The following is a 22173-nucleotide window of genomic DNA, read 5'->3' as shown; positions in this document are numbered from 1 at the left end:
AACGGAGGCGGAACTTCCGGGGGGACCGAGTGACGCTACGCGGGCGGTTGACGGCAGCCTTCCTCGTGGTGGTGCTCGGCCCGGTCCTGCTCGGTGCGTTCTTCGTCGCCTCGACCGTCACGGCCGTCGACCGCACCCGGTCCACCGAACGCCTCGCCGTGGCGGCGTCCGCGGTGCGTACCTCGGTCGACGCGCTCTGCCAGCAGCTCCGTGCCGCCGCCGACGCGGTCGCCCTCACCGGTGATCCGGCGGTCGTCGCCGGCCAGCTCATCGGCCGGGGGCTGGCCGCTGCGGTGCAGGTCAGCGACGTGGGGGGCCGGGTCACGTACGTCTCGCCGGGCGCGCCGCCGACACCCTGGCGGGACTGCTCCGAGCCGGTCACCGCGACGTCCGGTCCGGTCCGTGCGCTGGCGGCCCACGTCGACCGGCGGGACACGGCCGGCGCACTGCTGGGCAGTGTGGCCGCCGCGCAGTTCGTCGACCCGGCCTTCGTGGCCCGGCTGGCGGCCGTGAGCGGAGTCGCGGTCACGCTGCTCGACGGCGGCGCGAGCGCCGCCCGGTTCACCCACACCACCGAGTCCCGCGAGGTACGCGACGGGGTGCTGGCCGCCGCCGGCCACACCGCCGGCGGGCGGGTCACCGAAACCACGAAGGGCCGGTACGTGCGCCGGGTCGGACCGTCGGTGGGCCAGCCGCTGCCGCTGGTCCTGTCGGTGCCGAGCACCAGGCCACCGGGCCTGCACGTCACGCTGGCCGGCGTGGTCGTCCTGGCCGGGCTGCTCGCCGTGCTGACCGCGTGGCGGCTGGCCCGGGTGACCACCCGGCCCCTGGCGGAGCTGGCCGGTGCGGTCGACCGGGTGGCGCACGGCGACCTGACCGCCCGGGTGCCGGTGCGCGGCCGGGACGAGCTGGGCCGGCTCGCGGAGGCGTTCAACCGGATGACCCGCGAGACCGGTTCGTACGTCGCGGCGCTCACCAGCAGCCGTGACCAGCTCCGTGGGCACCTCGCGGTGCTCGGCGACACCCTGGCCAGCACCCACGATCTGCAACGCATCCTGCGGGTGATCCTGCACAGCGCCATCGCGGCCACCGGCGCCCGGGCCGGCGCGGTGCTGCTGGTGGAGAGCGGTGGGGTGCTGGTGGCACAGTGCAGTGAGGGTCTGGACGGGCGTTGGCCGGTCTCCGACCCGGACGGCCCGGAGACCCTGCGGGTGCCGGTCGGCGTCGGTGTGGTCGGCGCGGTGGCCGCGACCGGCGAGCCGCAGCGGGGACGCGTGGAACCCACCGAGCCGCCGACCGGCGAGCCGCGCTGCCGCACCTACGTGGCGGTCCCCTTCGCCGCGCCGGGCACGACCGGGCTCGGCAGCGGCGCGACGACCATCCCGGGCGGCACGACGATCATCCCGGGCGGCGAGCGGACCGCCGACGAGGCGGTCTCTCCGGCGGTGGCCCTCGGCGTGCTGGCGCTCTACGACCGGGTGGGCGCGGCCGAGTTCGACGACGACGACCTGGTCACCCTGCGGACCTTCGCCGGGCACGCGGCCGTCGCGGTCGAGAACGTGCGGGTCCACGAGGAGGCCCAGCGGCTCTCCCTCACCGACCCGCTCACCGGCCTGTGGAACTACCGCTACCTGCGCGAGTCGATCCGCCGGGAGGTCGAGCGGGCCAGCCGGTTCGGCCGGATGCTCAGCGTCCTCGCCCTCGACCTGGACCGCTTCAAGGACGTCAACGACACGTACGGGCACGCGGCAGGGGACACCGTGCTGGCGGAGTTCGCCCGGCGGGTACGCGGCGAGATCCGCGAGGTGGACCTGGCGTTCCGGCAGGGCGGGGAGGAGTTCGTGCTGCTCCTGCCGGAGACCGACGCCCGGGGCGCGGCGATCGTCGCGGAGCGGCTGGGCGCGGCGGTACGCGAGACGCCGATCGCCGTCGAGGCGTACGCGGGGCCGATCGTGGTGACCGTGTCGGTCGGCATCGCCGTCTACCCGGACCACGGCAGCACCGGGCGGGAGGTGCTGGAGGCCGCCGACGACGCCCTCTACGTGGCCAAGGCCGCCGGTCGGGACACCTACCGCGTCGCGGAGGTCCGCCCGGACGTGCCGAGGCGGGAGATTCCGGTGCCGGCCGGCGCGGTCAGCCCACCCGACGGGCTGCCGAGAGCCGGCCGGTCCGCGCAGGTCCCGCGGGAGCCGGGCGGCCACGCCCGGTCGGAGCCGGCTGCGGGCGTACCCGAATCGAACCGTCCGGGGCCCGCGCACGCGCGGCCGGAACCGGCGGACGGCCCGGTGGACGCCGCGCGAGCGGGTCCGGACGCGGCGCGGCCGGGGCCGGGCGGCGGCGCGTCTTCTGGGCCACACCCGCCGCGGCAGAGCCGTGGCCGATAGTCTCGCGGCATGTCGGAGCACTCAGCGAACCCCTCAGCGACGGTCGCCGCAACCGGCCGTCCCCTGGCGGTCAAGGCCGTCATCCCGGCCGCCGGACTGGCCACCCGCTTCCTGCCGGCCACCAAGGCGGTTCCCAAGGAGCTGCTGCCGGTCGTCGACCGACCGGTGCTGCAGTACATCGTCGAGGAGGCCGCCCAGGCCGGCATCGGTGACGTGTTGCTGATCACCGGTCGGGGTAAGACGTCGATGGTGGACCACTTCGACCGTCGCCCCGACCTGGAGACCAGGCTGGAGGAGAAGGGCGACGCCGAGCGCCTCGCGGCCGTGCGTCGGCCCGGTGAGCTGGCCGAGATCTACACCGTCCGGCAGCCGGAGCAGCTCGGGCTCGGGCACGCGATCGGGTACGCCGAGGCCCACGTCGGTGACCAGCCCTTCGCGGTGCTGCTCGGGGACGAGTTCGTGAAGCCGTCCGAGCCGCTGCTGCCGGCCATGCTGGAGTTGCAGGCCCGCACCGGCGGCGTGGTGCTCGCCTTCTTCGAGGTCGACCCGGCCGACACCAAGCGGTACGGCATCGCCTCGGTCGAGCCCGCCGAGGGCGACCTGACCGACATCGGCGAGGTCGTCAAGGTGACCGGCATGGTGGAGAAGCCGCAGCCGGAGGACGCGCCGAGCAACCTGGCCGTGCTGGGCCGGTACGTGCTGCCCGGCACGATCTTCGACGCGATCCGGCGGACCAAGCCGGGCAGCGGGGGCGAGATCCAGCTGACCGACGCGATGGAGTTGCTGCGCACCGAGGGCACCCCGGTACACGCGATCGTCTACCGGGGCACCCGCTACGACACCGGCATGCCGCTGGGCTACCTCCAGACGGTCGTGCAGATCGCCGCCGAGCGCGAGGACCTCGGCAGCGAGTTCCGCGCCTGGCTGGCCGACTTCGTCAAGGCCGACGCGGCAGGCGGATCTGGTACATGACCGCGACGGCCGACGCCGAGGCGGCCGCGAACGAGTTGACGCCGCTCGCCGACTACCTGGGCAGCGTGCTGCGCAGGTTACGAGCGCTGCCGCCACTCGACCTCGACCTCACCCAGGCGCACGGCAACGTCCTCGCCGACGACGTCGTCGCGCCGCACGCCTTCCCGGCCTTCGACCAGGCGGCCGTGGACGGGTACGCGGCCCGCTGGGAGGACATTTCCGGAGGGGGCCGGGGCCCGAGCTACGTCCCGGCCCCCTCCGGCACGCCCGGTGGGCGGACCATCCGGCTCAACGTGGTCGGCGACCTGGGCGCGGCGAGCTGGCGTCCGGTGCGGCTCACCCCGGGCGCGTGCTTCTCGGTGGCCGCCGGGGCGCCCCTGCCGGTCGCCGCGGACGTGGTGGTCCCGGTGGAGTGGACCGACCAGGGCATGGCCGCCGTCGAGATCTTCCGCACCCCCAAGCGGGGGTACGGCGTCCGCCGCGCCGGTGAGGAGCTGCCCGCCGGCACTCTGCTCGCCCGCGCCGGCACGTACGTCTCCCCGGCCCTCGTCGCCGTGTTCGCGGCCACCGGCATCGGCCACGTGGTGGTCCGGCCGAGTCCACGGGTGGTCATCGTGGCCACCGGGGACGAGCTGGTCGATGTGGGCCGGGGCAGCCAGCCCGGTCAGGTGGTGGACGCCAACTCGCACGCGCTGACCGCCGCCGCGGCCGAGGTGGGCGCGCTGGCGTACCGGGTGGGCATCTGCGACGACGACCCGGAGGGGCTGCGTGGCCTGCTGGAGGACCAGACCCTGCGGGCCGATCTGATCATCACCACCGGAGGGACCGGCACCGGCCCCGGTGACATGGTCCGGCGGATCCTGTCCCGCCGCGAGGGCGGCCGGGCCGGGCCGGTGACCTTCACCGACGTGGCGCTCTATCCCGGCACCGCCCTCGGGTTCGGCACGGTCGGCGCCGAGGAGGTGCCGGTGGTGTGCCTGCCCGGCGACCCGGGTGCCGCGCTGATCGGCTTCGAGGTGCTGGCTCGGCCGGCGATCCAACTGCTCGCCGGCGCGGAGCCGGTGTTCCGTCCCAGCGTCCGGGCACACCTGCTGGAGACCGTGTCGTCACCCGGCGGGCTGCGCGAGTTCCGGCCCGCACACGTCGCCGAGCGACGCGGCGGCGGTTACACCGTGCAACCGCTGCGTGGGGGGCCGTTCACCCTCTCCGGCCTGGCCGAGGCGAACGGGCTCCTGGTGCTCGGCGAGCGGGTCACCACCGCCGCCGCCGGCTCCACCGTGGACGTCCTGCTGCTGGACCGCCGTCGGTGAGATCCCCCGGACGGGACGTCGGGGGTCCACTTGCGCGCGAGGAGGTCCCGCGCGGGAGACTGTGCGGGTGAGTCTCTTCGGACCGGTCCGTGCGCCCGGCTGGCCGGCGGTGCTGGTCGACGGGCCGGTGCTGTTGCGCCCGTACCGGCGCTCCGACGCGGCGGCGTGGTCGCAGGTACGCCGGGCCAACCAGGCCTGGCTGGCCCCCTGGGAGTCGTCGCTGCCGGGCGGTTGGGACGAGCTGAACTCGCCGGCCGCGTTCCGGTGGGTGCACCGCGACCAGCGGCGCTCGGCCCGCGAGGGCGAGGGGATGCCCTTCGCGGTCTGCCTGCGTGAGGCCGACCGGGATCGGCTGGTCGGGCACCTCAACGTCGGCAGCATCGTGCGCCGCGCCTTCTGCTCCGGTTACGTCGGCTACTGGGTGGACGCCCGGGTGGCCGGGCAGGGTGTGATCCCGACCGCGCTCGCGCTCGCTGTGGACCACGCGTTCGGCCCGGGTGGACTCCACCGGATCGAGGTCAACATCCGGCCGGAGAACCGCCCGTCGCGGCGGGTGGTGGAGAAGTTGGGCTTCCGCGAGGAGTCGTACCACGTGCGCTACATGCACATCGACGGCGCGTGGCGTGACCACATCGGATACGCGATGACGAGCGAGGAGGTCGCCGCCGAGGGCGGTCTACTGGCCCGCTGGCACCGGATCCGCGCGACCGCGCGGTAACGACTGTCCCACGCACGGGATCGGCGCGGCGCTGCGGTATCCCGGTCGGTTCACCGTAACCTCAAGTAACTGCAAGCTGCGGCAAGCGCTCACCGCCCGGATGATCCACGCGCTCAGGCGTGATCGGTGGAAGATCCTGCGGTCGGGGAGCGGTTGCTCCGAATTCGGTGACGGGAGGGGTGAGGGTGCCGACCTCGGTGCTCCTCGCCGTCCTCGCCGCCGCCGGCCTGCTCGCCCTGGCCCCGGCGCTGGTTCGCCGGTACGACGCCACCGAGCGGCTGGTGGCGGAGCGGGCGCAGTCGACGGCGCGGGTGCTCCAACGCCGCCGGCGGCGTCGCACTGTGCCGGGACGGGCGCCCCTCCACCCGCCGCGCTCGCTTGTCGTCACCCTAAGTGAAGATACGACTACGGGAAAGTTGGCCGTACCGGTCTCCGCGCCCCCGGCGGCCCGTCGCTCCGGCCGGTTGCGCGCCGTGCCGCCGGCCTCGACGCGTTCCCGCCGCCGTCCACCGCGCCGGCAGCACACTCCCGCCGTGTACCGGCGACGCCGCGTGCTCGCCGCGCTGCTGCTGCTCAACGTCGTCGAGCTGATCGGCGTGCTGTTCGTCAGCCCCGGCTTCTGGATCGGCTTCTCGGTCACCTTCATGCTGCTGGCCCTGTACGTCGTACACCTGCGCAGGCGAGCCCTCGCCGCTCGCCGCCGGCGTCGCGCCCGGGCCCGGGAGGCGGCGTGGTTGGCCGCCCGCCAGGCCGAGGTCCGCCGCGAGCAGGCCCGTCGCGCGGCGGCCCGTCGGGAGGCGCAGCGTCGCCTCGCGGCCCAACGCGAGGGGGTACGCCGAGCCGCAATGGGCCTCGACCGCCCTGCGGACCTGCCGGCGGCGGTCAACGGCGGCTCGGTCTCGTACCGCCGCTCGGGTGGCCTGCGCGGCCGTCCCTACGAGGCCGGCCGGGGCGCCTGACCGCGTTGCCCCGCCCTGCCCGGCCGGTCTGGCGGCGGCCTGCCGGGTCTGGCGGCGGCCCTTGCCGGGCCTGGGGGCGCTTGATCGACTCGGCTTCCGGGAAGGCGCGGTGTCCGGGTGTCCGGGATACCCCGATTTTCGGGAAGGTGAGTGGATCTCGGGGCCTGCGGGGCGGCGCACCGGGGGTGGATTCGCGGCGGAGGCGGGCGACCTGTTAGCCTTGCTGCCGGCCCGCCCGGTGACAAGCCGGGTGGGACCGAAGCCGGTTCGCCGGTGGGGGGCTGTGGCGCAGACTGGTAGCGCACCTCGTTCGCATCGAGGGGGTCAGGGGTTCAAATCCCCTCAGCTCCACCAACAGAGCAAGGGCGGTTCTCGGGTGACCGAGAACCGCCCTTGCCGTATGCCATGGCTGTCGGGTCCTGCCGTCAGCTGACGGTGATGTCGCTGCACCACATGTACGTCTGGTCCATGTGCGACGCCTTCCACAGCACGAACAGGATGTGGTTCCCGCTGCGCGAGGACGGGATCGAGACGTTGAACGAGATGTTCTGCGCCGGCGCGTAGCGGCCGGTCGTCGCGATCAGGTCCAGGTTGCCCCAACCGAGTTTCTGGGTGGCCGGGTTGAACCCCTGCTTCGAAACGTAGACCTGGAAGAAGTCAGCGCCGTGGCTGGCCTGGTCGTACATCTGGACCGTCAGGTTGCGGCTGACGGGGGTCGACTTCCACGCTCCCGGCTGGTTGAGCGAGTCGTTCCGGGTGAGGGCGTTGCTGCACAGCTGCCCGTCCGGGGTGCGGGCCTGGAACTGGCCACCGAGACCGTCACGCAGCTGGCTCATCCAGTTCCACATGGTGTCGGGATTGGCCTGGAACGCCCGGTAACACATCGGGTCCTGCTGCTGCATGGCCGGGTTCGTGTGCTGGTTGCCCCAGGTCTTCCAACACTGGTACGCGCGGGTCGCCGGGTTGATGACGGTGCCGTGTGCCTGGGCCGCGCCGACCGAGGGCAGTGCGCCGGCCACCATGGCGAACAGCAGGACCAGCGCCTGGAGGGACCGACGGACGGTAGACCGGGGTCGCCCGCCGGATTGATCGGACTTGGTTGAACGCACGGTTCATCCTCCGTTCTCGGGGGTGATCGGGGTGGGAACGCTCCCAAACCCACTGTTACATCCATGTGTCTAAATATCAATGCTGATCTATCTAAAATGGGATATGAGGTGGTCAGAGTGGTCGCCACCGAGCGGGGAACGTGCTCAGAGGCCGGCTGCGGCGTCGTACCGGCGACGCTGGTCGGCCATCTCCGACTGGGTCAACGCCTCTTTGAGCGCCAACTCCTCGTACTTGTCCGGGAACATCTGGCGTAGTCGGTCGACGAACATGACATCGGCGGTCGCCTCCACCACCTGGATGCCCGGAGGGTTGGTGGACATGTCCATGATCAAAGGGCCGGCCAGCTTGACCGCCACGTCCCAGGGGCGTTTCTTCTCGGCGACTCCGCACAGGTGGAAGCCGTAGACCGTACGCACGTCGGTCAGCGCGGCGGCGTCGCTCGGCTCGTACCCGTAGACGCGGACCCCGCAGATCACCGGCGGCTTACCCTCGGTGGCCACCTGCTGGGCGCCGTGGCCGGCATGGTTGTGCTGCCCCGGGTCGGCCTGTTCGAGCGTCGTCCGCATCCGGGCGGTGATCTGGGCCTGTAGGTCCGCCGGCTTCGCGTCCTGGTCCGCCTGCCTGACCAGTACGACCGCGCCGGCCGACACCACCAGCAGGATCACCGCCACCCACACCAGCCGGTTCCGGTACCACCTGGCGGCATTCTCTGGGGACCTCATGATTGCCTCTCACCTCGTCGCCGGCTCCGGCGTCCTCACGGACCGGACGGGACCGGACGCCCCGGCGGGCACGTCGGCCTTCGGGGGCATGTGTCGGGGGTGCGTACGACGGGAACGGCGAGCTGTCCGTCGTCACGGAGATGGCCCGGCTGTGCGACAGGCGAGCGTCTGCCCAATCGGCGCGCTGCCGGCACTGCGCTGCTCCCGCGCTGGCCGTTTCCAGCGCGGTTGCCCCCGCGCTGCGGCGATACGAGCCATTCCAACACGTCTGGCACCACTGTGGCAACATCGACGTACATCATTGCAAAATCGGCAAGTTCGTCAGGCGAACCGTTCGGTCGTCACGGTGACCAGCCCATGCTGTCGCAGCAGGTTCGTCAGGTCGGCCAGGATCGCCGGCACCGCATCGGCCCCGCCGATACGCACCAGGGCCGTCACGTCGAGGCCCCAGGCGAGGGTGTGGCCGACCCGGCGCAGGTGCCAGCTGAACCGGGCACCACCGCTGTCGTGGCGACCGTCGGCGACCGACCCGGCGGTGCCGCCACCCGTCGTGCGCCATCTCCTCCGCAGCGCTGCCACCTGCTCCGCCCGCAGGTCCTTCGCGAACAGGACGCGGTACACCCGTTGTTCGGAAAAGCCGTCCGGCGGCCGGCTCGGACCGAGTCGTAGCGGCGCGGCCACCGCGATCGGTTGGTGGTCGCGGAAGTACGTCCGCAGCACGACCTCGGACGGCAGTTCGCCCCCGCCGAGGCGGCGGTAGGCGTCCGCTGCCTCGGCGGGGCCGGTGGGCACGACTCGGGCGAGGACGGCGGGGTCGGCGCGCAGGCCGAGGCTCAGCGCGGCGGAACTCCACCAGCCACCGCCCGGTGTCCAGCTCGCGCTCTGCAGGCCGGTGGCGCAGAAATCCTCCTGGCGGGTGAACTCCTCGACGAGGATGCCCGCGCCGATCGGGTCGCCCGGGGCGGGTAGGACCAGGTGGTAGTCCAGCGTGCGGCTCGGACGCGGCCGATCGATGATCACCCGCCCGATCCTGGGGCCACGACGGACCTCGGGCAAGAGCGGTCCACCCGCGTCGACCGTCCATAGCAGACCGGAGGCCGTCTGGATCAACGGCGTCGCTCATCGGACAGGCCGCAACCGTGAGGCCCTCTCAGGTGTGCATCTGGCATCAGTCGACGCCCGGGACCGCCCGGGATCCACACGGGGAGAAACGATGAAGCACACCGCTCGACGCAGGATGCTCGCCGGCACCGCCGCCGGACTGCTTGCCGCCTCGCTCGGCGTCGCCATGTCCGCGACGGCGACCGCCGCGCCCGCGAGGACCACCGCCAGCGCCTGCACCATCAGCACACTGCCCTACCCGACGGACACCTACCGCGCCGACGCGAGCGCGATCGACCCGTCGGGCCGCTTCGTCGCCGGCACGGGCCTGCGGGTCGGTGAGACCGAGAACCAGTACCTGCTGCTGGTCTGGGACAAGCAGCGGCTCACCGAGATCGTGGCGCCGGGCAACGGACTCGATCCGGTCGACGTCAACGAGAGCGGCACCGTGATCGCCAACGGCTGGGCGGAGAGCGGCATCGGACGGCCGTGGACCTACCGCGACGGCAAGCTCCAGCAGTTGCCGGTGCTGCCGTCCACCGGCATCTTCGTCACCGCCATCAACTCCGCGGGTGACATCGTCGGCTACGGCTCCGACATCGTGCCCGGCGAGTTCAGCGCCCTGCGCTGGCCGGCCGCCCGGCCGGGGACGGTCGAGGTGCTGGACGCCCCGGTCAACGCCCAGGCGACCGGCATCACGCCGAACGGGACCATCGTCGGTCAGGCGGGACCCTTCGGCGACTGGACCGGATGGGTCCGTCGCCCGAACGGCAAGGTCAAGCCGCTCGCGGTCGCCGGTGGTGGGTCGACGGTGGTCAACGCCGCCGCGGGCCACTGGGCGATCGGCCAGGTCTGGCTCGGCGGTGACAACCCGGCGAAGGTCCGGTGGGACCTCCGCAACGGATCGCACACGATCCTCGACCCGGAGGCGGGGCTCGACGACGTGAACGCCAAGGGCGTCGTGGTGGGCGGTGCCCTGGTCACCCGTGGCGCCACCTCCCGGGTCCTGCCGGGCGGCGGCAACGTCGGCGCGAAGGCCATCGCCGACACCGGTGCCATCGTCGGCTTCCGGAACGCCGACCGGGTGACCCCGGTCCGGTGGACCGGCTGCTGACCTGTCGAACGCGTGGGGCCGGTCCGATCATCGGGCCGGCCCCACCAGCACGTCAGGGCCGCCAGGAACCGGCGGTCGCGAACTGGTGCTGGTACTCCAGCACCCCCGACGTGTCGTGCACGTCGAACACCACGCTGCCGGTACGTCTGCTGCCCGCGGCCAGGTCGTTGCCGGCCGGGATCGGCTTGCCGCAGCCGGAGAAGGCACCCGTCACCGCGTTGGTCTCGGTGCCGTCCGCGGCGACCCACTGGAAGAAGAGCGGGTTCGCCGAGCCGGTGCCCCTGGTCACCGTCACCGTCACGTCCGCGATCACGAACATGCCCTCGTCGGGCTTCAGGCCGTACGTCTTGCAGGGCTTCGTGGCGGTGTGGAACTTCGTCACGGTGATCTCGACGGTGCCGCCGTTGTCGTCGATGACGAGAGTGTCCCCGACGGACATGTTCCGGGCCTTGGCGGAGGCGACGGATGGTACGGGCGAGGGCATGGCCCCGGCCGCCGGCTGCCCGGCGTCGCCGGTGACGCCGGGGGTGGGCAGCGCCTCGGTCACGTTGTTGGCGGCGTTCTTCGCGCCGATGACGACGGCCACGATGCCGCCGGCGCAGAACAGCAGGGCGAGCACGGCCGTCGTCACCGCGACGGCGACCACGGTCCGCTGCGACGTCGTCGTCGTCGGCGGGACGGGCGGCGGCAGCGTGAGCGGGTGGCCCGGCCCGTCGCCCTGCGGGTACGCGGCGCCGGAGTACGGCGGCGGGACCGGCTCGCTGCCCGCAGTCGACCAGGGGCTGGGCGTCGCCGGCGGAACCGTCGGGTCGGCGGCGGACCGCTGCGGTGTGGCCGGGAGCAGCGGCTCCGGACTCGGCTGCTGAAGGTCCTGCGGTCCGACGGGGGGCTGGGGGTGGGTCACCGTACTCCTTGACGCCTCGTACGTGCGGTTCGGGAACGCGCCGACGCTACCTCGCGGCGCCGGGCGGCCGGTCGGCACGCCGGCCCGCGTCCCACGGCCCCCGCAGCCCACGGCGGTGGCCAGCGTGGACGGTGGTGGTCAGCGCGGTGTGAGGACGGCAGCGGTGCGGACCAGGCCGTCGGCGACCACGAAGCGGCCGTGGATCGTGCTCGGCGGGTCCGCGACGCCCGCGGCCTCCGCCGCGCCCACCCGCGCCGGCGCGATCCGAGCGGTGAACGTGCCGGCGTCCGGGTCGATCTCCAGCCGGGCGTCGTGGAAGTCCAGCCAGGACCCGACGACCGGGTGCCAGACCTTGTAGACGGTCTCCTTGGCGCTGAAGAAGACGATCGGCCACCGGATGCCGGAGGGGAGTCGCGCGTAGTGCTCCTGCTCCTCGGGCAGCAGCACGAGTCGGCGTACCCCCGCATCGATCTCGCGGTGCTGCTCGGCGTCCATACCGACGGACCGCACGTCGGTGGCGCGCGCCGCGGCGGCGGCGCAGTAGCCGGCGGTGTGGGTGATGGCGCCCACCACGCCCGCCGGCCAGACCGGCGCCCGGTTGGCGGCACTGGGCACGGCCACCACCGGCAGGCCGAGGTCGGCCATGGCCCGGCGGGCACAGACCCGGCCGGCGGTGAAGTCCCGTCGACGGGTCTGCACCGCCTGGTCGCCGAGACACGCCCGCTCCGCGTCGAGGAGGTCGCCGGTCCAGTCGTCGGGCGCGGCGACCGCCACGGCGACCGTTGGCGGCAGGAGCTCACGCACGGCGGGGCCCTACCGACGGGTAGCGAGCAGGGGTTCTCTGGACCGTCAAATTTCCGACTCCCACGACCGGAGAAGGTACCGCAAAGATGTAACACCGGAGGGACGCGTCGCGCTCTCCATGATGGCTCCGGGGGGACCACCATCAAGAGCTGCCGAGTCCCGTGAGCATCTGAAGGAGCTGCGATGAGCGATGGCGCCGAACGGCCAGGGGGTCGGGCCGACGACCACGCACCCACGACCCCGGGCTGGAACTGCGGCTCCTGCGGCGACGAGTGGCCGTGTACGACGAAGCGCGACCGGCTGCTGGCGGAGTACGGGGGTGATCGCGCGATGCTCAGCGTCTACCTGGGCTCCTGTCTCGCCGCCGCCGCCGAGGATTTGCGGGCAGCGCCGGTGATGTCGTTGCAGGACCGCTTCATCGGTTGGCTGCCGCGGGGGACGCGACGAAGCTGAACCGCCGGTGGCCCCGCCCGACCGGGCGGGGCCACCGACGGGCACGGCCGACTCAGGGTCGCCGGGGCCGCCGGGTCAGAGCGAAGCCGACCACCCCGGCCACCGCGGCGAGCACGCCGCCGATGCCGGTCCAGATCCAGCGCGAGCCGAGATCCGGCAGCCAGTCCGTCAGCGAGGCACCCTCGTCGTCGGCCTCAGGCTCCGGCGTCGGTACGGCGTTGAGCACCGTGCCCGCCTTCGTGTTCGGCACCAGCGGTGCGGCCAGCTCGCCGTCATCGGCTGAGGCGCCCCGGTCGTCGACGACGCCGACCAGCAGGTCCACGTCGACGGGTGCGCCCAGGTCCGGTTCGGGCAGGTCGATGACCGAGAGCCGGACCACGTACGTGCCGGGCAGCGGATCGGCCGACCACGGTTCCGCCCAGGGACGGACCTCGCGCAGGGTGCAGCCCAACGCCACGCTGGACGCCTTGCCGTCCACCGTGGGCGTCTGCGCCCCGGCGGTGCACGCCTGCCGCCGGCGCAGCCCGTCGAACACGTCGATCGTCCACGTGGAGGCGCCGCTGCGTGCCTTCGGGAAGGTGACGGTAGCGCTGATCTCGTGGACCTGCCCGGCCGTCGCGGTGAACGACCAGTACAGGTGGTCGCCGACGGAGGCGTCCACGCGTACCGGTTGACCCGCGGTGATCGGCGTGGCGGTGAGGAACGAGGTGCCGGCCCGGGTCACGGCAGTGGCGCCGGGCGACGGGCTGGGGGCGGCCACGGCCGCCGCGGGCAGTAACGCGACCCCGCCGGCGGCGAGCAGCGCCGCCAGCGACCGGAACAGTGCCGTACGCATCAGTTCTCCCTCCAGGTGGCGACCCACCAGCGGGTGAGCAGGCCGGCGACCAGGCCGGTGAGCAGACCCGCCACGGTGAGCAGGGCGAGCAGGACCCAGCCACGGCCGAGATCGGGGCCGTCCGGGGCGCCGGCGGCGGCGACCACGTCGATGGTCAGCTCCACCGGCATGCCGGGCGTCGCCGCGGTGCCCGGGCGTGCGGCGAACGAGTTGCTGACCACCAGGCAGACGGTGGTGGGCTCGACGGTCGGCGTAGGGCTCGCCTCGGCGGCATCCTCGTCGGCGTCCTCCTCGTCCGCCGTGGCCGACCAGCGCAGGCCGGCGGAGAGCACGTCGGCACGGCCGCTGCCGGCGTCCGCGCCCCGCACCAGTTCCCGTCCGTCCGCCGCGGTGGCCCGCAGCAGCACCCCGTAGTCCCGGTTCACCGGCCGGTCCAGCGCCATGCTCACCGATGCGCGCAGCTCCTGACCGGGGCGTACGGGCACCCGGTAGTAGCGGTGCTCGGAGAACGACTCCCGGTCGGCGTACACCCCGGGGGCGAGCAGCGGCGCGGACCCGCAGGCGTCCGTGCCGCCGACCACGGTCGGCGCCCGGGTGTGGGTGTCGCCGGCCCGCTCGACGAGTTGCTTGATCCGGCCCGTCAGCTCGTCGGCGCTCTGTGCCGCGGTGTACGTGCCGCCGGTCGCCCCGGCGATGCACAGCAACTGCCGGCGTACCTTCTCGTCGGGTGCGAGGCCGAGCGTGTCGACGACCAGGCTGGTGCCCTGCGCGGCCAGTTCCCGGGCCACCTGACACGGGTCAGGCGGAGCGCAGGTGTCCTCCCCGTCGGTGATCAGCACGATCCGTCGGGTGGTGGTCCCGTTGCCCAGGTCCTGTGCGGCGGAGCGCAGTGCCAGCCCGACCGGGGTGAACCCGGTCGGCCGGAGTGTCGCGACCGCTGCCTTGGCCGCGGTCCGGTCGACCGGACCGACCGGCACGATCTGTTGGGTGTCCTGGCAGCCGACCTTCTTGTCCTTGCCCTGGTAGGTCGCGCCGAGCACCCGGATGCCGAGCTGGGTCTCTTCCGGTAGCGCGTCCACCACGTCGTTGAAGGCCTGCTGAGCCACCGAGATCCGGCTGCGTCCGTCGATGTCCGCCGCCCGCATCGAGCCGCTGACGTCGAGCACCAGCTCGACCCGGGGTGGCTCGGCCACCTGCTCCTCGTCGGCCGCCGCCGGGACTGGCCCGGTCAGCGCGGTGGTCGCCAGCAGTCCGAGAAGGACGGCCGCCGATCGTCTGAAGTTGATCACGGCCCGCAGTGTAGTGAGATCCACTTTGGAGGGCCGTCGGGGTGGTTGGTCGTTCTGCACGGCCGGAGCGTCCGCTTTGGGGGCGCTGGGTCCACGTCAGGTCACCCTCGGTCAACGGCCGGAGGATAGTCCTCGGCCCGGCCGGAATCGGTCGGAAATCCGACCCAAGTTGACCCGTTGTGCCGGTGGCGCGCGGTGGTTAAGCTCTTCATGCGCGCCCCAATCGCCCGCTTCCCCCGTGGCAGGCGATCGGGGCGCGCGTCTTTGTCTGGAACTTCGCAAGCGAGCATCGGGCCCGCACGCGTCACGCGTGCGGGCCCGATGTCCTTCGCGCTGAGCGGCGCGTCGCCTGCCGGTGCTTATATCCAGCGACCGTCGAGCCACATCCGGGCCAGCCAGTCCGAGTACGGGATCAGTTTGCCCACGAAGATCGGATAGAAGTAGGCGAAGCACAGCCCCACCAGCAGCACGTACGCCCCGGCCGCGATGCTGCCCACCAACCGTCGTTCGTAGCCGGCGTCGCCGGGCACCAGGGCTTTCGTCTCACCCACGTCACCCCCGGCCGGGGCGATCAACGCGCCCAGCACGTACACCACGGCGAGCACCAGGAAGGGCAGCGCGGGGGCCGCGTAGAACGAGAACATCGTCCGGCCGTCGAGGGCGAACCAGAACCAGGGCAGCAGACCCGCGGCCACGGTGAGCAGGATCGCGCCGGCCCGCCAGTCCCGACGGGCGATGCCCAACCAGACGAGCGCCACCAGAGCGGGCAGGAACGACCACCACAGCAGCGGAGTGCCCAGCAGCAGGATCTCCGAGGCGCAGGTCGGTGCGCCGCAGACGCCGTCCCCCGACCAGTGGAAGGCGACCGGGCGGCCGAGCAGCAGCCACTGCCACGGCCACGACTGGTACTTGTGGGGGTCGTCGAGCTGGGCGTGGAAACCGTACGCGGCGCGGTGGTACTCGTAGAGGTTGACCAGCGGGCCGATCACCGGGGTGTCGCTGAGTGACCCCGTCGGGTACGCCGACGACGTCGCCAGCCGGTAGTAGCCGTCGTCGCTCAGCAACCACCCCGACCAGGTCGCCAGGTAGGTGCCGACCATCAGCACCCCCGCCAGCACCAGCCAGGGCACCTCGTCGAGCAGGGTGTCCCGCCAGGGCCTGCGGACGCCGGCCGACCGGCGGAGCCCGACCTCCCAGAGGACCACGAAGAGGGCGAACACCGGCACGAAGTAGAGCGCGCTCCACTTGACCGCGCAGGCGCAGCCGATCAGCACCCCGGCGGCCAGCCGCCACCACGGCCACGTCCTCCAACCGGTCGACGGTCGGCCCGCGCGCCCGGGCAGGCTGGGGTCGAGGCCGTCGTCGAGCGCGCGTGCCCAGCGCCGACGCCGGGCGTCCCGGTCGAGTACCAGCGCGCCGAAGGCCGCCAGCACGAAGAACAGCAGGAAGATGTCGAGCAGCGCGGCGCGTGACAGCACCAGGTGGAAACCGTCCAACGCGAGCAGCAGGCCGGCCGCGCAGCCGAGTACCGTCGAGCGGAACAGCCGCCGGCCGATGCGGACCAGCAGCAGCACCGACAGCGTGCCGATCAGGGCCGCCGAGAACCGCCAGCCGAACTCCGGCGCGGTGGTGAACAGGTGCCCGCCGACGGAGACCTTCGAATCCGCGTCCTGGTAGCCGAAGGCCCACTCACCGATGCCGATCAGCCACTTGCCCAGTGGCGGGTGCACCACGTACGACGGGACGTTGTCCTTGTAGTTCCATTCGACGCCCCGGCTGATCAGCCCGTACGCGTCCTTGGCGTAGTACGTCTCGTCGAAGATCTTGCCCTTGGGACTGGACAGGCCGACGAAGCGCAGGATCGCCGCGATGGCCACCACCACGGCGGTGGCGAGCCACGAGTACGGGTCCATCCGGCTGTCGACGGTGGCGAACCGGCGACGGACCGCGGCGGACACACCCCCGCTGTCGCCGGGCGGCGTCGCCGCTTCCTGATGGGGGCTGGGCTCGCCCGACACCTCGACCGTTCCTGCCGGCTCGACGCTCGGGCTCTGCGCTGTCGACGCACTCGTCACCCGGCGATCGTAGGCTGCCAGGGTGTCCTGTGGCGCCCGTCGTCCCTGATACCGGTATTCGCTGTCGATGAAGGAGACAATGTCGTGGGTGAAATGTCCGAAGCTGGACGCCTGATCCTGCTCGGCGCCCCGCTCGGCAACCCCGCCGACGCCTCGGTCCGGTTCCGCGAGGTGCTGGCCAGCGCCGACGTGGTGGCCGCCGAGGACACCCGCCGCCTCACCCGGCTGGCTCGCGACCTCGACATCACCGTGGGAGGCCGCATCGTCTCCTACTTCGAGGGCAACGAGGAACGGCGTACGCCCGAACTCGTCGAGGTCATCCTCGGCGGGTACGCGGTGGCGCTGGTGACCGACGGCGGCATGCCGAGCGTCTCCGACCCGGGATACCGGCTGGTCCGAGCCGCGCTGGACGCTGGTGCGCCGGTCACCGTGGCCCCCGGGCCCAGCGCGGTGACCACCGCCCTCGCCGTCTCCGGGCTGCCCTGCGACCGGTTCTGCTTCGAGGGGTTCCTACCCCGGGCCGGAGGGGCCCGCCGGTCCCGCCTGCGCGCGCTCGCCGCCGAGGAGCGCACCCTCGTCTTCTTCGAGGCGCCGCACCGGATCGGCGCGGCGCTCACCGACCTGGCCGACACGTTCGGCGCGGACCGGCCGGCCGCGCTCTGCCGGGAGCTGACCAAGACGTACGAGGAGGTTCTCCGCCGTCCCCTCGGTGAGCTGGCCCGCTGGGCCTCGGAGACCGAGCCGCGCGGGGAGATCACCCTGGTGGTGGCCGGCGCGCCGGTGACTGCCGCGGAACGCCCCGACGACGAGACCCTGCGCGCCGCGGTCGCCGAGCGGGAGGCCGCCGGACGGTCCCGCCGGGACGCCATCACCGATGTCGCCACCGAGTACGCCCTACGCCGCCGCGAGGTCTACACGATCGTGCACAGCTGACCCGCCGCCGCGCTCACCAGGCGGCCGCCAGGAAGCCGAGGGTGATCAGCGTCGGGCCGGTGAGCGCGGCGGCCACCGCCCACCGACGGTGTCGCCGGCCGGGCAGCCGGGCCGACCCGGTCCACCGGACGATTCCGGCGGCGCAGCCGAGCACCACCACCAACCCGGGTAGCCAGCGCAGGTGTCGGCTCGCGCCGGTGTCGGCGTACGCGGTGCTGCCGTCCGGTCCGGTCATCCGGGCCCGGTGCGCGGTTCCGGGCGCGTCGCCCCCGGCGGGCACGCCGCTGACGCGTACGCCGGGTGCCAGGAACCGTCCCTCGTCCGCCGTGAACATCCCCCGGCAGCGCTGGTTGAGCCCGCCGCCGGCGCAGGAGTCGATCACCACGGTGCCGTCGCGCGCGTGCCCGACGGCGAGCCAGAACGGTCCCGCGCTGACCCAGGCGAAGAAGGCGGTGACCAGACTCAACAGCACCAGCACGGTCAGTCCGACCAGTGGGTCGGGCGGTGCGGCCGTCCGCGCGGTGGCGCGACGACCAGTCGCCGGGGTACGGGGCCGGGAACCGGGGTCCTCCCGTACCGGGGTGCCGTCCCAGTGCACCTCCTCGATCGGCGCCCAGAAGACACCGTCGCCGTCCGGCGGCTCCGTCCCGTCGGACCGGTGCGCGTTCCGGCCGCGGCTCTGCTGACGGACCGGCACCCGGCGCGGCACCGCGTCCACCGGGGCCCCGGTGGTCGGCTCCACCTCGGCCGTCGCCGCCTGACCCGGTTCGACAGCGGCGGGCGTCGCGCTCCCGGCCGCCGCCGTCCCGGCGTACGAACCACCCGGTGGCCTCTCGACGGACGAGCCGGACGCCGCCGTCTCTGCGGACGAGCCGGCCGGTGGTCTCCCGGCGGCCGGGCCCGGCGGGTGCGGCCGGGCCGGGCTGGGCGTGGGCGCCGTCGGGCTGGGGCGCGCCGGGGTCGGCGTCGGCGGCCGGGGGTTGGGGCTCGGCCGCGACCCGGCGCCGGCGTGTGGCGCGGGGCTCGGCGCGGCATCCGGCTGTGGCACCGGGCTCGGCGCGGGGTCCGGACGGGGAGCGGCGGTCGGTTCGGCGGCGGGCACCGGCCGGGGTTGGGGCGCGACCGCGCCGCCCCGGGACGCCTCGGACGCCCTGCCGGGCTCGTCGTCGACCGTCGGCCCGATGGGACGCTCGTCATGGTCCCGAGCCGCTCGTCTGCCAGTCACGAGGTTCATTGCACACCGGCAGTGGGGGCCGAACGGGCAGCTGGGCCGCGTGTCGGCGACAAATCGGACCAAAGGCCGAGGGGCTCAGCCCGGTCCGTCGACCCGTCACCCCCTATTGGTTCGCGGGCCCGCCGGACGGGTCACTAGGCTTGCTGCTCATGAGTCACGTTCTCGCGGCAGTGGCCTGGCCGTACGCCAACGGCCCCCGCCACATCGGCCACGTCTCCGGTTTCGGCGTTCCCTCCGACGTCTTCGCCCGGTACATGCGGATGGCCGGCCACGACGTGCTCATGGTCTCCGGCACCGACGAGCACGGCACCCCCATCCAGGTGCAGGCCGACGCCGACGGGGTCACCCCGCGCGAACTGGCCGACCGGTACAACAGGGTGATCGTGGAGGACCTGCACGGCCTCGGCCTCTCCTACGACCTGTTCACCCGCACCACCACCCGCAACCACTACGCCGTGGTGCAGGAGTTGTTCGAGGGGATGTACCGCAACGGCTACATCGTGCCCAAGACCACCATGGGCGCGATCTCGCCGTCGACCGGGCGCACCCTGCCCGACCGGTACATCGAGGGCACCTGCCCGATCTGCGGCTACGACAGCGCCCGCGGCGACCAGTGCGACAACTGCGGCAACCAGCTCGACCCGATCGACCTGATCGACCCGAAGTCGCGGATCAACGGCGAGACCCCGAAGTTCGTCGAGACCGAGCACTTCTTCCTGGACCTGCCCGCCCTGGCCGACGTGCTCCGGCAGTGGCTGGACACCCGCCAGGGGTGGCGGCCCAACGTGCTGCGGTTCTCCCGCAACCTGCTCGACGACCTCCAGCCCCGGGCGATCACCCGGGACCTGGAGTGGGGTGTGCCGATCCCGCTCGACGACTGGCGCGACCGCCCCGACAAGCGGATCTACGTGTGGTTCGACGCGGTGATCGGCTACCTGTCGGCCTCGATCGAGTGGGCCCGCCGCTCCGGCGACCCGGAGGCGTGGCGCAGGTGGTGGTCCGCCGACGGGCAGGGGAAGGATTCCCAGTCCTACTACTTCATGGGCAAGGACAACATCGTCTTCCACTCGGTGATCTGGCCGGCGCTGCTCTCCGGCTACTCCGGTGAGGGCTCCCGCGACGGTGAGCCGGGCGAGCTGGGCCGGCTCAACCTGCCCACCGAGGTGGTCTCCAGCGAGTACCTGACCATGGAGGGGCGCAAGTTCTCCTCGTCCCGCAAGGTGGTCATCTACGTCCGGGACTTCCTGGAGCGCTACGACGCCGACGCGCTGCGCTACTTCATCGCCGCCGCCGGGCCGGAGAGCAACGACACCGACTTCACCTGGGCGGAGTTCCTGCGCCGCAACAACGACGAGCTGGTCGCCGGCTGGGGCAACCTGGTCAACCGGTGCGTCTCGATGGCCGCGAAGAACTTCGGGGCCGTCCCGCCGGTCGACCCGGCCGGGCTCACCGAGGCCGACGAGGCGCTGCTCGCCGTCGCCCGGGCCGGCTTCGACACGGTCGGTGACCTGATCGGCCGGCACCGGCAGAAGCAGGCCATCGGTGAGGCCATGCGGGTGGTCGCCGAGGCGAACAAGTACCTCTCCGAGCAGGCGCCGTGGAAGCTCAAGGCCGAGGCCGACAAGCCCCGCCAGGGCACCATCCTGCACGTCGCCCTCCAGGTGGTCAGCGACGCCAACACGCTGCTCACCCCGTTCCTGCCGCACTCCGCGCAGAAGGTGTACGAGCTGCTCGGCGGCACCGGCGTACACGCGCCGATGCCCGTCATCGAGCAGGTCGACGACCTGGACGGGGGTCCGTCGTACCCGGTGCTCACCGGGGACTACACGGTGGGCGCGCGCTGGGAGTCGGTGCCGATCGAGACCGGCCGGCCGCTGACCGCGCCGACGCCGGTGTTCCGCAAGCTCGACCCGTCGATCGTCGACGAGGAGCTGGCCCGCCTGACCGGCTGAGCGTTTGGCGGCACGCGGCGGCACGTCCTGCCGCCGCGTGTCGTCAGAGCGCGTACCGGGTGTCCATGACCTGGTCCTCGGTGACCTCGACGCCCGGCGCCCAGGTCTCGTAGACGCCCCGGTCGTGGCACTGCGCGCCGGTGTCGACCACCGCCTGCGGGTCGGGGTGGCGCAACCGAAGCCGAAGCCAGCCGGCCTCCTCGCGCAACACCAGGCACGGCACGCCCCGCCAGGTGGCGAACCGGAGTCGGCGGGCCACCGCCTCCACCGGGTAGCGGGCCGCCCGGGTCATCGCGAGCACCCGGAAACCCCCGGGCAGGTCGGCCACCGCCTCGTACTCCGTGTCGCCGTAGAGGCCGACGAGCTGGGTGGAGCGTGGGGCGTCGCCGGTCGGCACGAACTCCTGGTCGGGGGAGAGGCCCGGGACCGCGGCCAGCAGGTGCCGCCACTGCGGGCCCACCATCCGTAGCCACGCGCGCTGCTCGGCCTGGTAGCTGTAGAGCACCACCTCCACCCCCTCGGCGGTGTACGCCAGCAGCGTCGCGTTCGCCGGCATCGGCAGGTCGGCGAAGTCCCGGGTCACGAACTCCGGGATGAGCTGGCCGTTGCTCGGCGCGAATCCGGTGCCCAGCACCGAGGGGCCCACGCGGTCCCGGGAGCTGAGCGCGGTCAGGCCCCGGTGCGCCTCGCCCGCCGGCACGTCGTAGTCACCCGCGTCCGCCGCCCGCCAGCGCAGCGCGTACGCCACGTCCGACCCGTCCCGCCCGACGTCCCCGTCGGTGCGCAGCACGGTGGTCGTCGCCGGCGTGCGCAGGTGCGCCACGTCGTGCTCCCGGTAGCAGAAGCCGTGCGGCAGCCAGCCCCGCACGTACCCGGCGAGCTGCCGCGCGGAGAGCATCTTCACCATGCGGGTTCCGCGCCGCACCACCGCCGAGGCGCGCACCGCGGCCAACACCGGGTCGCCCGCCGCGGACGGCTGCTGGCTGAGCTGGTGTATGTGCGACCAACCGTGCTCCCGGTGCGCCGGCAGCATCAGCGGCGTCTCCGGCTCCTCGGCCGCTTCGACTGCCCCGTGCACCGCGTTCACCTCGGTGACGTGCACGAACCGGTGCCACGGCAGGGCGCTGCCCGGGCGGGGGGCCCGTTCGAAGCCGGCGACCTCCTCGGCGCTGAACAGCTCGTACGCGGCGCCCCGGGCGATCTCCTCGGCCGGGTACACGTCCCCGCCGAACGCCACCCGCAGGCCGATCCGCTCGCCGGCCGCGTCGCTCGCGTGAGGTGTGACCGTCATTGCCGCGACGGTA

19 protein-coding genes and 1 tRNA gene are annotated in these 22173 nt (G+C 73.1%); 10 read left to right on the top strand and 10 right to left on the bottom strand.

The window, feature by feature from the left end; genetic code table 11:
• Nucleotides 1–29 precede the first annotated feature (29 nt).
• The 6 genes from ABZ272_RS07210 (at nucleotide 30) to ABZ272_RS07185 (ending at nucleotide 6697) form a co-directional block, all read left to right on the top strand.
• Entirely contained in the window at nucleotides 30–2384 is a 2355-nt protein-coding gene (locus ABZ272_RS07210; protein WP_355048991.1) for a diguanylate cyclase, read from the top strand.
• Between the two features lie 9 nt (nucleotides 2385–2393).
• The gene (locus tag ABZ272_RS07205) at nucleotides 2394–3356 is read left to right on the top strand and encodes a UTP--glucose-1-phosphate uridylyltransferase (protein ID WP_355048990.1); all 963 of its coding nucleotides are present in this window, start codon (nucleotides 2394–2396) and stop codon (nucleotides 3354–3356) included.
• Nucleotides 3353–4666 carry a gephyrin-like molybdotransferase Glp gene (glp, locus tag ABZ272_RS07200; RefSeq protein WP_355048989.1) on the top strand — a complete coding sequence of 438 codons (1314 nt, stop codon included), beginning with the start codon at nucleotides 3353–3355 and terminating at the stop codon, nucleotides 4664–4666. Before ABZ272_RS07205 ends, glp begins: the two co-directional genes overlap by 4 nt.
• A gap of 67 nt (nucleotides 4667–4733) precedes the next feature.
• Nucleotides 4734–5384 (top strand): GNAT family protein, encoded by a 651-nt coding sequence (locus tag ABZ272_RS07195; protein WP_355048988.1) that lies wholly within the window; start codon nucleotides 4734–4736, stop codon nucleotides 5382–5384.
• A 179-nt stretch (nucleotides 5385–5563) separates the two neighbouring features.
• The gene (locus ABZ272_RS07190; protein WP_355048987.1) at nucleotides 5564–6343 is read left to right on the top strand and encodes a hypothetical protein; all 780 of its coding nucleotides are present in this window, start codon (nucleotides 5564–5566) and stop codon (nucleotides 6341–6343) included.
• Between the two features lie 277 nt (nucleotides 6344–6620).
• Nucleotides 6621–6697: transfer RNA gene (locus ABZ272_RS07185), tRNA-Ala, on the top strand.
• Between the two features lie 71 nt (nucleotides 6698–6768).
• On the opposite strand, the gene ABZ272_RS07180 is transcribed toward ABZ272_RS07185, so the two are convergent.
• The 3 genes from ABZ272_RS07180 to ABZ272_RS07170 form a co-directional block, all read right to left on the bottom strand.
• Complete coding sequence (locus ABZ272_RS07180) at nucleotides 6769–7452, bottom strand: lytic polysaccharide monooxygenase (protein ID WP_355048986.1); 684 nt, start codon at nucleotides 7450–7452, stop codon at nucleotides 6769–6771.
• A gap of 144 nt (nucleotides 7453–7596) precedes the next feature.
• Complete coding sequence (locus ABZ272_RS07175) at nucleotides 7597–8175, bottom strand: hypothetical protein (RefSeq protein WP_355048985.1); 579 nt, start codon at nucleotides 8173–8175, stop codon at nucleotides 7597–7599.
• A 321-nt stretch (nucleotides 8176–8496) separates the two neighbouring features.
• The gene (locus ABZ272_RS07170) at nucleotides 8497–9195 is read right to left on the bottom strand and encodes a hypothetical protein (protein ID WP_355048984.1); all 699 of its coding nucleotides are present in this window, start codon (nucleotides 9193–9195) and stop codon (nucleotides 8497–8499) included.
• 193 nt (nucleotides 9196–9388) lie between these two features.
• Here ABZ272_RS07170 and ABZ272_RS07165 point away from each other — a divergent pair, with 193 nt between their 5' ends.
• A complete protein-coding gene (locus ABZ272_RS07165; RefSeq protein WP_355048983.1) occupies nucleotides 9389–10390 on the top strand; it encodes a hypothetical protein in 1002 nt (333 codons plus the stop codon).
• A gap of 52 nt (nucleotides 10391–10442) precedes the next feature.
• Here ABZ272_RS07165 and ABZ272_RS07160 read toward each other — a convergent pair whose 3' ends face one another.
• Complete coding sequence (locus ABZ272_RS07160; RefSeq protein ID WP_355048982.1) at nucleotides 10443–11294, bottom strand: DUF4352 domain-containing protein; 852 nt, start codon at nucleotides 11292–11294, stop codon at nucleotides 10443–10445.
• A 138-nt stretch (nucleotides 11295–11432) separates the two neighbouring features.
• Nucleotides 11433–12098 carry a 4'-phosphopantetheinyl transferase superfamily protein gene (locus tag ABZ272_RS07155; protein WP_355048981.1) on the bottom strand — a complete coding sequence of 222 codons (666 nt, stop codon included), beginning with the start codon at nucleotides 12096–12098 and terminating at the stop codon, nucleotides 11433–11435.
• A gap of 183 nt (nucleotides 12099–12281) precedes the next feature.
• Between ABZ272_RS07155 and ABZ272_RS07150 the strand changes: the two genes are divergently transcribed.
• Nucleotides 12282–12551 (top strand): hypothetical protein, encoded by a 270-nt coding sequence (locus tag ABZ272_RS07150; RefSeq protein WP_355048980.1) that lies wholly within the window; start codon nucleotides 12282–12284, stop codon nucleotides 12549–12551.
• A gap of 52 nt (nucleotides 12552–12603) precedes the next feature.
• Here ABZ272_RS07150 and ABZ272_RS07145 read toward each other — a convergent pair whose 3' ends face one another.
• The 3 genes from ABZ272_RS07145 to ABZ272_RS07135 form a co-directional block, all read right to left on the bottom strand.
• On the bottom strand, nucleotides 12604–13386 hold the full coding sequence (locus tag ABZ272_RS07145) for a peptidase (RefSeq protein ID WP_355048979.1): 783 nt from the start codon (nucleotides 13384–13386) through the stop codon (nucleotides 12604–12606).
• On the bottom strand, nucleotides 13386–14675 hold the full coding sequence (locus tag ABZ272_RS07140; RefSeq protein ID WP_355048978.1) for a VWA domain-containing protein: 1290 nt from the start codon (nucleotides 14673–14675) through the stop codon (nucleotides 13386–13388). Before ABZ272_RS07140 ends, ABZ272_RS07145 begins: the two co-directional genes overlap by 1 nt.
• A gap of 359 nt (nucleotides 14676–15034) precedes the next feature.
• Complete coding sequence (locus ABZ272_RS07135; RefSeq protein ID WP_355049318.1) at nucleotides 15035–16588, bottom strand: phospholipid carrier-dependent glycosyltransferase; 1554 nt, start codon at nucleotides 16586–16588, stop codon at nucleotides 15035–15037.
• Between the two features lie 246 nt (nucleotides 16589–16834).
• On the opposite strand from ABZ272_RS07135, the gene rsmI reads away from it, so the two are divergent.
• Nucleotides 16835–17683, top strand: coding sequence for a 16S rRNA (cytidine(1402)-2'-O)-methyltransferase (gene rsmI, locus ABZ272_RS07130; protein WP_355048977.1), 849 nt, complete (start codon nucleotides 16835–16837; stop codon nucleotides 17681–17683).
• A 13-nt stretch (nucleotides 17684–17696) separates the two neighbouring features.
• Here the strand turns inward: rsmI and ABZ272_RS07125 are convergent, their stop codons facing one another.
• On the bottom strand, nucleotides 17697–18908 hold the full coding sequence (locus ABZ272_RS07125; RefSeq protein ID WP_355048976.1) for a hypothetical protein: 1212 nt from the start codon (nucleotides 18906–18908) through the stop codon (nucleotides 17697–17699).
• 158 nt (nucleotides 18909–19066) lie between these two features.
• On the opposite strand from ABZ272_RS07125, the gene metG reads away from it, so the two are divergent.
• Complete coding sequence (gene metG, locus ABZ272_RS07120) at nucleotides 19067–20869, top strand: methionine--tRNA ligase (protein WP_355048975.1); 1803 nt, start codon at nucleotides 19067–19069, stop codon at nucleotides 20867–20869.
• Between the two features lie 43 nt (nucleotides 20870–20912).
• Here metG and ABZ272_RS07115 read toward each other — a convergent pair whose 3' ends face one another.
• A complete protein-coding gene (locus tag ABZ272_RS07115; RefSeq protein WP_355048974.1) occupies nucleotides 20913–22160 on the bottom strand; it encodes a hypothetical protein in 1248 nt (415 codons plus the stop codon).
• Between the last annotated feature and the right edge of the window lie 13 nt (nucleotides 22161–22173).

Source organism: Micromonospora sp. NPDC005979 (assembly GCF_040614415.1).
Taxonomy (GTDB): Bacteria; Actinomycetota; Actinomycetes; order Mycobacteriales; family Micromonosporaceae; genus Micromonospora.
The sequence above is the reverse complement of the archived record's forward strand: the minus strand, read 5'-3'. Positions and strand labels throughout refer to the sequence as shown.